Source organism: Erythrobacter donghaensis, from assembly GCF_001557325.1.
Lineage (GTDB): Bacteria > Pseudomonadota > Alphaproteobacteria > Sphingomonadales > Sphingomonadaceae > Erythrobacter > Erythrobacter donghaensis_B.
Map to the genome: position 1 here is coordinate 40,799 of NZ_LSJS01000176.1, position 11,333 is coordinate 52,131.

Annotated in this window: 9 protein-coding genes; 8 read left to right on the forward strand and 1 reads right to left on the reverse strand. The window is 70.0% G+C overall.

The window, feature by feature from the left end; genetic code table 11:
* The first annotated feature begins 67 nt into the window (after positions 1–67).
* From AX692_RS10560 to AX692_RS10580, 5 genes are read left to right on the forward strand one after another with little or no spacing between them, the layout of a single operon-like run.
* Positions 68–1,453, forward strand: coding sequence for a TIGR03013 family XrtA/PEP-CTERM system glycosyltransferase (locus tag AX692_RS10560; RefSeq protein WP_073974930.1), 1,386 nt, complete (start codon positions 68–70; stop codon positions 1,451–1,453).
* On the forward strand, positions 1,432–3,576 hold the full coding sequence (gene prsK / locus AX692_RS10565; RefSeq protein ID WP_081095249.1) for an XrtA/PEP-CTERM system histidine kinase PrsK: 2,145 nt from the start codon (positions 1,432–1,434) through the stop codon (positions 3,574–3,576). The genes AX692_RS10560 and prsK overlap by 22 nt, the downstream gene beginning before the upstream one ends.
* Entirely contained in the window at positions 3,576–4,940 is a 1,365-nt protein-coding gene (gene prsR / locus AX692_RS10570) for a PEP-CTERM-box response regulator transcription factor (protein WP_073974929.1), read from the forward strand. The genes prsK and prsR overlap by 1 nt, the downstream gene beginning before the upstream one ends.
* Positions 4,924–6,408 (forward strand): tetratricopeptide repeat protein, encoded by a 1,485-nt coding sequence (locus tag AX692_RS10575; RefSeq protein WP_196489942.1) that lies wholly within the window; start codon positions 4,924–4,926, stop codon positions 6,406–6,408. The genes prsR and AX692_RS10575 overlap by 17 nt, the downstream gene beginning before the upstream one ends.
* A 52-nt stretch (positions 6,409–6,460) precedes the next feature.
* Positions 6,461–7,432: a bile acid:sodium symporter family protein gene (locus AX692_RS10580; RefSeq protein ID WP_073974927.1), complete on the forward strand. Its 972-nt coding sequence runs from the start codon at positions 6,461–6,463 to the stop codon at positions 7,430–7,432.
* Here the strand turns inward: AX692_RS10580 and panB are convergent.
* Positions 7,429–8,301: a 3-methyl-2-oxobutanoate hydroxymethyltransferase gene (gene panB / locus AX692_RS10585; protein ID WP_073974926.1), complete on the reverse strand. Its 873-nt coding sequence runs from the start codon at positions 8,299–8,301 to the stop codon at positions 7,429–7,431. The two genes, AX692_RS10580 and panB, sit on opposite strands and share 4 nt — an antisense overlap.
* Before the next feature lie 137 nt (positions 8,302–8,438).
* Between panB and AX692_RS10590 the strand changes: the two genes are divergently transcribed.
* From AX692_RS10590 to AX692_RS10600, 3 genes are all read left to right on the forward strand, one after another.
* Complete coding sequence (locus AX692_RS10590; protein ID WP_073974925.1) at positions 8,439–10,016, forward strand: amino acid permease; 1,578 nt, start codon at positions 8,439–8,441, stop codon at positions 10,014–10,016.
* Positions 10,017–10,116: 100 nt separating this feature from the next.
* Entirely contained in the window at positions 10,117–10,875 is a 759-nt protein-coding gene (locus AX692_RS10595) for a recA-like protein (RefSeq protein WP_230959560.1), read from the forward strand.
* Positions 10,802–11,333: Y-family DNA polymerase (locus AX692_RS10600; RefSeq protein WP_230961056.1), on the forward strand; the 532-nt coding region annotated here is incomplete at its 3' end. The genes AX692_RS10595 and AX692_RS10600, both read left to right, overlap by 74 nt.

Sequence of the window (11,333 nt, forward strand, 5' to 3'; positions counted from 1 at the left end):
AAATTTACCGACACTTAAGGTCTGCCTCGTAGAAGCCTCTGGGCATGCACCAGAGGCACACCTGTCGATGATCCGCCTGTTCAAGCACTACATCCCCCATGCCGTGCTGCTGCTCGGGCTGCTTGACCTCGGGCTGCTGGTGCTCGCGAGCGAGATCGCCTGGCAATGGCGCGCGGCCCAGATCGGGATGGACGTGGGCGAGCTGGGCGGGCGCGGATGGGCGCTGCTGGGCACCGCGATGGTGATCTGGCTCGCGATGATCGCGGTCGGCGTCTACGGCCCCAACGCGCTGCGCAGCTTGCGCTTTGCCGGGGCGCGGGTGCTGGTGGCGATCAGCCTCGGCATCATCGCGCTGGCGGTGGTCGACTTCGTCATCCCGAGCGAGCTGTTCTGGCGCTCGACGCTGCTCTACACCATGGGGCTTGCGATCCTGGTACTGGTCGCCGACCGGCTGCTGCTCAACTCCTTCCTCGGCTCCTCGGCCTTCCGCCGCCGGGTCATGGTGCTGGGCGCGGGGCCCCGCGCGCAGCGCCTGCGCGAGCTGGGCGAGAAGCCCGAGACCGGATTTGCCATCGTCGCCTACATCGCCATGAGCGAGGACAAAAGCGTGGTCGAGGAGGCAATTCCGCGCGCGGCGATCCATGACCTCGGCCGCTTCGTCGAGAACCTCGGCGTCTCGGAGGTGGTGCTCGCGCTGCAGGAACGCCGCAACGCGCTGCCGCTCAAGGACCTGTTGCGGATCAAGACCAAGGGAGTCCACGTCAACGACTTCTCGAGCTTCATCGAGCGCGAGACCGGGCGCGTCGATCTCGACACGGTCAACCCCTCCTGGCTGATCTTCTCCGACGGCTTTTCGAGCAGCCGGATGTTCTCGAGCGCCTGCAAGCGCATTTTCGACATCGCCGCGAGCCTGCTCCTGCTGGCGCTGACGCTGCCCGTCATCGTCCTCTTTGCAGGCCTCGTGAAGCTCGACAGCAAGGGCCCGGCCTTTTTCCGCCAGCAGCGCGTTGGCCTTTATGGCGAGCCCTTCACGCTGATCAAGCTGCGCTCGATGCGCACCGATGCCGAGAAGGACGGGGCCAAGTGGGCCGAGGAAAACGACCCCCGCATCACCCGCCTCGGGCGCTTCATCCGCAAGGTGCGCATCGACGAGCTGCCCCAGACCTGGAGCGTGTTGAAGGGCGAGATGAGCTTCGTCGGCCCGCGCCCAGAAGTGCCTTCCTTCGTCGAGAGCCTCGAGGAGGAGATCCCCTTCTATGGCGAGCGGCACATGGTGAAGCCCGGCATCACCGGGTGGGCGCAGATCAATTATCCCTACGGCGCCTCGGTCGAGGATAGCCGCTGCAAGCTCGAATATGACCTGTACTACGCCAAGAACTACACGCCCTTCCTCGATTTCGTGATCCTGCTCCAGACCTTGCGGGTGATCCTGTGGCCGGAGGGCGCGCGGTGATCTGGCCGGAGGCCTTGCTGCCCCTGGCGGGCCTGCTCGCGTGGATCGCGGGCGGCGTGCTGAGCGCGGGCGCACTGTTGTGGATCTGGCGACACGGCGAGCGCGCGCGGCCCGATCGTATCGGGCTGATGGCGGCCGCAGGCGCAAGCGCGGTGTGGTGCGCGCTGGCTGCGGCGCTCGGCCCCGAGCACGGCGCGGCGGTGATCGCGGCGATGGTGCGCAATCTCGCTCTGATCGCGACGATCTTCAGCCTGTTCGCCGCCGATGGTCGCAGCAACAGCCTCAAGCCCGTGCGCCCGGTGATCCTCGCGCTGGTGCTGGTGCAGCTGCTCCAGCTGGTGGTGCTGTGGATGGGGCTCTCGCTCGGCGGCAGCGCGGAGGTCGCGCAGGCTGCCTATGATGCGCGGGTGCTGATCGACATGCTCGTGGCGATCGGCGCGCTGATGCTGCTGCACAACCTCTATGCGGGCGCGGCGAGCGCGATGCGCCCGGTGCTGCGCTGGACCGGAATCGCGCTGACCGGGATCTTCGCCTACGACCTCAACCTCCACACCCTCGCCTATCTCGGCGGCGCGATGCCGGTGCTGCTCGGTGACATGCGCGGGCTGCTGGCGGGCGGGATGGCGGTGATCTTCGCGCTCGGCGTGAACGCCGCCGGGCCGCGGGTGCAGTTCAGCCCCTCGCGCGCGGTCACCTTCCGCACATTGTCGCTGCTGCTGATCGGCGGATATCTCGCCGGCATGGTGCTGATCGCCAAGTCTCTGGCGCTGCTCGGCGGGGATGTCGCGCGGGCGAGCCAGGCGGTGTTCGTGGTGGCTGCGCTGGTCGCCGCCGGCCTCGCCCTGCCGTCGTCGCGCCTGCGCGGATGGCTGCGCGTGACCGCCACCAAGCACCTCTTCCAGCACCGCTACGACTACCGCCAGGAATGGCTGCGCTTCACCCGCACCATCGGCCGCGGCACCGCCGGGGGCGCGAGCCTGGAGGAGCGCGTCGTCAAGGCGCTCGCCGACATCACCGAGAGCCCTGCGGGCCTCTTGCTGATGCCCAACGAGCAGGCCCAGCTCGAACTCACTGCGCGCTGGAACTGGCCGACCATCGCCGTGCCGGCGGTCGCGGGCGAATTCACGCTGTCGGGCCTGCTCGAGATCCACAACATGGTGCTTGCGCTCGACGAGGCGCGCGGCGGGATCGACCACCACGGCGAAGGGAGCCATGTGCCCCAGTGGCTGATGGAGGCCGAGGACGCCTGGGCGCTGGTGCCGCTGATCCATTTCGACCGCCTCGTCGGCGTGATCGTTCTCGCCCGCCCGCGCAACCCGCGCCAGCTCGACTGGGAGGACTTCGACCTCTTGCGCGTCGCGGGCCAGCAGCTGGCGAGCTACCTTGCCGAACAGGCCGGCCAGCAGGCGCTGATGGATGCGAGCCGTTTCGACGAATTCAACCGCCGCATGGCCTTCGTGATGCACGACATCAAGAACCTCGTCAGCCAGCTGTCGCTGCTGGCGGCGAATGCGGAGAAGCATGCCGACAATCCCGCCTTCCGCGCCGACATGCTGGTGACGCTGAGGAATTCGGCGGACAAGCTCTCCGCGCTGCTCGCCCGTCTCGGGCGCTACGGCTCGGGGCAGGCTTCGGCGAGCGGCGAGATCGAGCTGGTGGCGCTGGCCAAGGGGCTGGTCGCGCGCTTTGCCGGGGTGCATCCGGTGCATCTCACCCGCGAGGACCCGGTGCGCGTGATGGGCAACCGCGAGGCCTTGGAGCAGGCGCTGATCCACCTCGTCCAGAACGCCATCGACGCGAGCCCCGGCGGTGCGCCGGTGTTCCTCGACGTCACCGCCGAGGGCCTCTCGGGCACCATCGAGGTGGTCGATGCGGGCCACGGCATGAGCCCCGAATTCGTCCGCACCGGCCTGTTCAAGCCCTTCGTCTCCTCCAAGCCCGGCGGCTTCGGCATCGGCGCCTTCGAGGCGCGCGAGCTGGTCAAGGCGATGGGCGGGCGGGTCTCGGTCGAAAGCCGCGAGGGGCTCGGCACCCGCTTCGCCATCGCCCTGCCGCTCGCCGAGGCGGTGCGCCTGCTCGGGGCGGGGGACAATCGTGACGCTGCCCACCAGGAGGCCCGCTAATGCCCGACAAGAAACCCGTGCTGCTGGTGATCGAGGACGATCCGGGCCTCCAGGCGCAGCTCAAATGGGCCTATGACGATTTCGAGGTGGTGATCGCGGGCGACCGCGACAGCGCGATCACCGCGCTGCGCCACGAGATGCCCGGCGTGGTCACGCTCGATCTCGGCCTGCCGCCCGATCCCGACGGCACCACCGAGGGCTTCGCCGTGCTCGATGCGATCATGGCGCTGAAGCCCGACACCAAGGTGATCGTCGCCTCCGGCCACGGCGCGCGCGAGAGCGCGCTCGATGCGATCGCGCGCGGAGCCTACGACTTCTACCAGAAGCCGATCGACATCGAAGCGCTGGGCCTGATCGTGCGCCGCGCCTTCAATCTGCGCGCGATCGAGGAGGAGAACCGGCGGCTCGTCGCCTCGGCCAGCGCCGACAAGACCGTGCTCGGCCGGATGATCACCGGCGCGCCCGAGATGGTGAAGGTCGCGCGCACGATCGAGCGCGTGGCGCGCACCTCGGTGTCGGTCATGCTGCTGGGCGCGAGCGGGACCGGCAAGGAGCTGCTCGCCAAGGGGCTCCATGAAGCGAGCGACCGCGCGAACGGGCCCTTCGTCGCGATCAACTGCGCCGCGATCCCCGAGAACCTGCTCGAAAGCGAGCTATTCGGCCACGAAAAGGGGGCCTTTACCGGCGCAGTGAAGACCACCGAGGGCAAGATCGAGAGCGCCGACGGGGGCACACTGTTCCTCGACGAGGTCGGCGACATCCCGCTGCCGCTCCAGGTCAAGCTGCTGCGCTTCCTGCAGGAGCGCACGATCGAGCGCGTCGGCGGGCGCAAGGCGATTGCGGTCAACACCCGCATCGTGTGCGCCACCCACCAGGACCTCGAAGGCATGATCACAGCCGGAGCCTTCCGTGAAGACCTGTTCTACCGCCTCGCCGAGATCGTCGTGCGCATTCCCGGTCTTGCCGAGCGTTACGGCGATCCGGTGCTTCTGGCGAAAGCCTTCCTCAAGCGCTTTGCCGCCGAGATGAATCCCGCCGTCACCGGCTTTGCTCCCGATGCGCTCGCCGCGATCGATGCGCATGACTGGCCGGGCAATGTCCGCGAGCTCGAAAACCGGGTGAAGCGGGCCGTCATCATGGCCGATGGCAAGCTGGTCAATGCCGAGGACCTCGACCTTGCCGACCGCGAGGACGAGGACGCGCAACTCCTCAACCTCAAGGCCGCGCGCGAGGCGACCGACCGCCGCGTCATCCGCCATGCGCTGTCGCGCAGCGAGGGCAACATCTCGAGCACCGCCAAGCTGCTCGGGATCAGCCGCCCGACGCTCTACGACCTGCTCAAGCAGTATGACCTTCAGGTCTAGCCTGCCTGCTGCCCTTGCGGCAGCGCTGGCGTTGGTGGCCTGTTCGCCGGAACCCGCGCACCAGACCCCGAGACGCGGGATCGGGGAGGGAAGCCCGGCCTTCACGCAGCTTCTCGCCGATGCCGACAAGGCGATGTCGGACGGCAAGCTCGCCGATGCCGGACGGTTGCTCGACGAGGCGCGGGGCCTTGCGCCCGAAAGCCCCGACCTGTGGCTCGCCATCGCCCGGCTGCGGCTGCGCGGCGGCGAGCATCTGACAGCGCTCGAGGCGGCCGACCGTGCGCTCGCCTTCGGCCCGAATTACGCACCCGCGCTGCGGCTGCGCGCGCTGATGGTGCGCGATGCCCACGGCGCGGCGGATTCGCTGGCCTGGTTCCAAGCGGCGCTCGAGGCCGATCCCGATGATCCCGACACGCTCGCCGACTATGCTGCAACGCTCGGCGACGCGGGCGAGGCACGCGCGAGCCTCAAGGCAGCGCGCGCGCTCGCCAGGGTGGCACCGGATGACTCGCGCGCGCTCTATCTGCAAGCCGTGATCGCGGCGCGCGGGCGGCAGTTCACCATCGCCCGCAGCCTGCTCGCCAAGAGCGGGATGGCGGCGCGCGGCGTGCCGGCGGCACTGCTGCTCGATGCCGCGATCGGCCTCGAGGAAGGCAATGCCGACAGCGCGGCGGCGATCCTCGAGACGCTTGTCGCGCGCCAGCCCGCCAATGCCCGGGCGCGCGAGCTGCTCGCGCGGGCAATGTTCGATGGCGGGCGCGATGCCGAGCTTGTCCGCCGCTTCGGCCCCGAGGCGAGCCTGCCCGAGGCCTCGCCCTATCTCCTGATGCTGGTCGCGCGCGCCCACGAGCGGCTTGGCGAACGCGCGGCCGCCGCGCCGCTGCTGGCGCGCGCCTATGCACCGGCCCGCACCGATCCCGTGCTGCTGGCCTTGCGCGACAACATGCCGCCGCCCGTCAATGCCATCCGCCGGGCGTTGTGGAACCGGAATCCGGCAGCCGCTCGGGCCGAGGCCAAGGCGCTGCGCGCACGCTTCCCGGCGTCGGCCGATGTTGCCGCGCTGGCGGGCGACGCGCTGCTCGGCGCGGGCGATCCGCGCGCGGCGCTCACCGCCTATGCGCTCGCCTCCGAGGCGCGGCGGCCCTGGCCGCTGACCCGCAAGGCGGTGTGGACCTTCGCGCGCCACGGCAATCCGGCGGCGGCCGAAATGCTGCTCGCGCGGCAGGTGGCAGGCGAGACCGGGAATGCCGCAGCGCTTATCATGCTGGCCGAGCGACAGGCGGCGCGCGGCGACTGGCGGCGCACCGCGCTGCTGCTCGATCATGCCATGGGCCTCGGCGCGGGGCACGATCCCGCGCTGCTCGCGCTCCGCCTGCGCGCCGCGCGCGGGGCCCGGAAAGCAGCGGAGGCGGAGCGCTTCGCCGCGCTGCTCGCCGAGGTGCGTCCGCGCAGCCTGACGGCAAGATAGGCCCCGCTACCGCTCGACAAGTGCCCGGCGGCAGGGCAGGGACGCCGCGCCCATGTCCCGCATCCTGCAAGCCTTGCCCTTCCTGCGCGATCCGATGATCGCCGTGCTGGTGTTCGCCACCGCGCTCGCGCTGGTGCTGCCCGCTGCAGGCGAGGCGCGCAGCGCCGCCACGACTGTCTCCAATGTCGGGATCTTCGTGCTGTTCCTCGTCAACGGCATGCGCATCCGCCGCAGCGAGATCGCGAAGGGACTCGCCAACTGGCGCTATTTCGGGCCGTTGATGGCCTTCGTGTTCGGCGCGATGGCGCTGCTCGGGCTCGGCTTCGGATGGTTGGCGGGCACGGTGCTGCCGCCGCTGGTGGCGCTGGGCTTCGTGTTCCTCGGCTGCCTGCCCTCGACCGTGCAATCGGCGACCTCCTACACCAGTCTTGCGGAAGGCAATGTCGCGCTGGCGGTGGTCGGCGCCGCGCTCATCAACATCGCGGGGGTGGTGGTGAGCGCCCCGCTGTTCGCGCTCGTCGGGGGCGTGGGCGCGGCGGATGTGGGGCTGGAGGCGATTGGCCGCATTGGCCTGATCCTCGTCCTGCCCTTTGCCATCGGGCAGGTGGTGCAGGACCGCTTCATCGAGCGGCTGATCGCGCATAGGGCCACCGCCGCCTGGCTCGACCGCGCGGTGATCGGGATCGCGGTCTATGTCGCCTTCTCGGGCGCGGTCGAGCAGGGGCTGGCGACGATGTTTGCGCCCGCCGACTGGGCCGCGCTGGTGGGTCTGGTGCTGGCGATGCTGGGGCTGGCGCTGGGCGCGGCCTGGGGCACGGGCGCGCTGCTGGGGCTGGCGCGGGCCGACCGGATCGCGTTCCTCTTCGCGGGCTCGCAAAAGAGCGTCGCGATCGGCGCGCCGCTCGCCGCGATCCTGTTCCCGCCTGCGAGCGCCGGCTTCGTGATCGCGCCGCTGCTGCTCTATCACCTCGCGCAGCTGGTGGTCGCCGCTCCGCTGGCGATGCGGCTTGCGAGGGAGCCTTAGGGTTTGGGCTGGTAGGTCTGGTCGGCGGTCGGGAAGCTGCGCGCGCGCACTTCCTCGGCATATTGCGCCACGGTGCGGTCGATCACGCCCGCGATGTCCTCGTAGCGCTTCACGAAGCGCGGCACGCGCTCGAACATGCCGAGCATGTCTTCGGTGACGAGCACCTGCCCGTCGCACTGCGCCGAGGCGCCGATGCCGATGGTGGGGCAGGCGACGGCCTTGGTGGCGGCGATGGCGATGGGTTCGACCACGCCCTCGATGACGATGGCGAAGGCCCCCGCTTCATCGAGCGCCCTGGCGTCGGAGACGATCTTCTCGGCCTCGGCGTCCGAGCGCCCCCGCGCGCCGTAGCCGCCAAGCACGTTGACCGCCTGCGGGGTGAGGCCCACGTGCCCCATCACCGGAATGCCGCGGCTGTTGAGGAAGGCGACGGTCGGCGCCATCGCCGCCCCGCCTTCGAGCTTCACCGCCGCAGCCCCGGTCTGCTTGAGCAGGTAGGCCGCGCTCTCGAAAGCCTGCTGCGGCGAGGCCTCGTAGCTGCCGAAAGGCATGTCGATCACCACCACCGAATGATACGACCCGCGCACGACCGCCGCACCGTGGTTGGCCATCATCTCGAGCGTGACGGGCACGGTCGAGGGCAGGCCGTAGATCACCTGGCCGAGGGAATCGCCCACCAGCAGCAGGTCGCAATGCGCATCGAGCAGCTGCGCCTGGCGCGCGGTGTAGGCGGTGAGCATCACCAGCGGCTCGGCGGTCACGCCGTCCGCCTTGCGCGCGCGGATCGCGGGCACGGTCAGCCGCCGCATCGGCGCGGGCGTGGGGTTGGCGCGGCTCGTGCTCGTGTCGAGCTGGAAGGTGGTGGACATGGAGCGGGGGTCTAGCGCCTGCGCGCCCCGGGGGAAAGCCTCGCATTGCCGCTTGTCTTGTGTGGATGTTGCGCTAGCGTGACGCCCTGACGACCGCGCGGGGGGATCTTGCGCGATCAGTGGGAGACCTATTCCTGATGTTTCTTGATCGGATCAAGCCGCTCGACGCGATCCTCGCGACAGCGGAAAAGAAGTCGCTGCACCGCTCCCTGGGCGGTTTTCAGCTCATGCTGTTCGGGATCGGCTGTATTATCGGCACGGGTATCTTCGTGCTGACCGCGGCCGGCGCGCAGAAGGCGGGGCCGGGCCTGATGCTGGCGTTCATCATCGCGGGCCTTGTCTGTATCGTGGCCGCGCTGTGCTATGCCGAGGTGGCCGCCATGATCCCGGTCGCAGGCAGCGCCTACACCTACTCCTATGCCTCGGTCGGCGAGTTCCTGGCCTGGACGGTGGGCTGGGCGCTGATCCTCGAATATGCCGTCGCGGCGAGCGCGGTGTCGGTCGGGTGGTCGGGCTATTTCTCGGGGACGATCCTCAACGAGTTCATGGGAATAGAGCTGCCGGCGTGGCTGGCGGCGGGCCCGCTCGCGCTCGGCGGGGCACCGGGGGGCTTCATCAATCTGCCTGCGCTGCTGATCGCCTTTCTGGTGACCGGCCTGCTGATCATCGGCACCAGCGAGAGCGCCAAGGTCAATGCCGTGCTTGTCGCCATCAAGGTGACCGCGCTCACCGCCTTCATCGCGCTCACCCTGACCAGCCCCGCATTCGATGCGGAACGATTCAACCCGTTCCTGCCGGCAGGCGTGTTCGGCGGGATCGGGACGGGTCTTGGCGCCGTGGGTGCGGCGGCGACGATCTTCTTCGCCTATGTCGGCTTCGACGCGGTCTCGACCGCGGCCGAGGAGACCAAGAACCCGCAGAAAAACGTGCCCTTCGGCCTGATCGGCTCGCTGCTGTTCTGCACCGTGTTCTACATCCTCGTTGCCGCGGGCGCGATCGGCACCATCGGCGGCCAGCCGATCATGGGCGCCGACGGCGTGCCGCTCGCCGCCGGTTCGGCCGAGCTCGCCCGCCAGTGCGCCATGCCCGAATATGCCGGTGCGCTGGTCTGTTCGGACGAGGCGCTCGCACATGTGCTGCGGCAGATCGGCTTCGGCCCGATCGGCAACCTGCTTGGCATTGCCGCCTTCCTGGCGCTGCCCTCGGTGATCCTCGTTCTGATGTTCGCCCAGACCCGCATCTTCTTCGTCATGAGCCGCGACGGCCTGCTGCCCGAGCGGCTGAGCGTCGTCCATCCGCGCTGGAAGACCCCGCACATCGTCACCGCCTTCACCGGCCTCGTGGTCGGGGTGGCGGCGGCGTTCCTGCCGGTGGGCCTGCTCGCCGACTACGCCAATGCCGGCACGCTCTACGCCTTCTTCATGGTGGCGGTGACGGTGATGGTGCTGCGCCGCACCGATCCGGACCGTCCGCGTCCGTTCCGGATGGCGGGCGTGAACATCATCGCACCGCTGACGATGCTGGGGTGTCTGTTCCTCTACATCAACCTGCCGATCGAGGCGATCCTGGTGCTGCCGCTGTGGGGCGTGCTCGGGATCGCGATCTATTTCGGCTACAGCCGCTCGCGCAGCCATCTGGGCCGCGGGATCGTCGAGGTGGTCGACGACATCGGCGGCGAGGAGAAGATGGTGCCGATCCACTCGCCCGAGAGCTGACCGCCATCCCCTTGCGGGAAAACAAGGGCGCGGGGAGCATGTCGCTTCCCGCGCCCTTTGCATTTGCCAGCGCGGCGATGTTGGAACATAATGCGAACATATGAGTCGTCCCACCATGTTCTCGAAGCCCTCGCCCGCCCGCGTCCTGTCGTGCGCCGCACCCGAGCCGCGCTGGCGGCCGGGCCTGTCTGCGCAGCCGTTCCACTCGGAAATCTTCGCTCCCGCCGATGAGGCGAGCGGGGCGGGGCTGGCGCTGGCCTTGGCACGCGATGCGCTGGCGGCGGCAGGCGAGGGGGAGGACACGCGGCAGGTGCTGTGGGTGCAGGACCGCGCGGCGATCAGGAAGGGCGGACGGCCGTGCCTTGCGGGCCTGCCCGAGGACCTGCGCCACCGCCTGATCCACGTCGCCGCTGCCACGCCCGAGGACGCGCTTTTCGCGCTCGAGGAGGGGCTCAAGTGCCGCGACCTCGCCTGCGTGATCGGCGAGATCGCGGGCAACCCGCGCGCGCTCAACTTCACCGCTTCGCGCCGCCTCAGCCTCACCGCCGAGAAGCATGGCGTCAGGCTGTGGTTGGTGCGCTTGGACGCCGCGCCCGACCTGTCCTCGGCCCGGATGCGCTGGAGCGCGCGCGCCGCGCCCTCGGCTCCGGGCCGCTGGAACCCCGCCGCCCCCGGGCCTGCCACCTGGCACGCCGAACTGTTCCGCGCGCGCACCCACGCGCCTGGCCAATGGAGCCTCAGCGATGACGCAGGAACCCTGCGCCTCGCCGGCGAGTTCGACACCGATGCCGCGCCGGATCCTGTCCATCTGGCTCGCCCGACTGTCGGTCGATCGCTGGCGGCGCGCGTCCACGCCTGAGGCCGATAGCGCCCCCACCGCGCTGATCCTCGAGACCGCCCACGGCCCGCGCATCACCGCCGCCAACGACGCCGGGCTCGCGGCGGGCGCGCGCGCCGGAATGCTGCTCGCCGACGCGCGCGCGCTGTGCCCCGATCTTGCTGCGGTCCCCGGCGACCCGGCGGGCGATCTCGCGTGCCTCGAGAAGCTCGCCCTGTGGGCGCAGCGCTGGGGGCCGTGGAGCGCGCTCGACCCGCCCGATGGCCTGCTGGTCGATGTCACCGGCGCGGCGCACCTGTTCGGGGGCGAGGAACGGCTGCTCAAGGATGTCGCCGCCGCCTTCGCGCAGCGTGGCCTCACCGCCCGCGCCGCCCTCGCGCCCACCGCCGGGGCAGCTTGGGCGTTGTCGCATTACGGGCGGGGCAGCGCGATCATTCCTCCCCTTCAGGGGAGGGGGACCACCGAAGGTGGTGGAGGGG

What these genes read in the sequence shown, in the direction of transcription:
- AX692_RS10560 (WP_073974930.1), top strand. Translation starts at nt 68, where the DNA reads ATGATCCGCCTGTTCAAGCACTACATCCCCCATGCCGTGCTGCTGCTC.
- prsR (WP_073974929.1), top strand. Translation starts at nt 3,576, where the DNA reads ATGCCCGACAAGAAACCCGTGCTGCTGGTGATCGAGGACGATCCGGGC.
- AX692_RS10575 (WP_196489942.1), top strand. Translation starts at nt 4,924, where the DNA reads ATGACCTTCAGGTCTAGCCTGCCTGCTGCCCTTGCGGCAGCGCTGGCG.
- AX692_RS10580 (WP_073974927.1), top strand. Translation starts at nt 6,461, where the DNA reads ATGTCCCGCATCCTGCAAGCCTTGCCCTTCCTGCGCGATCCGATGATC.
- panB (WP_073974926.1), bottom strand. Translation starts at nt 8,301, where the DNA reads ATGTCCACCACCTTCCAGCTCGACACGAGCACGAGCCGCGCCAACCCC.
- AX692_RS10590 (WP_073974925.1), top strand. Translation starts at nt 8,439, where the DNA reads ATGTTTCTTGATCGGATCAAGCCGCTCGACGCGATCCTCGCGACAGCG.
- AX692_RS10595 (WP_230959560.1), top strand. Translation starts at nt 10,117, where the DNA reads ATGAGTCGTCCCACCATGTTCTCGAAGCCCTCGCCCGCCCGCGTCCTG.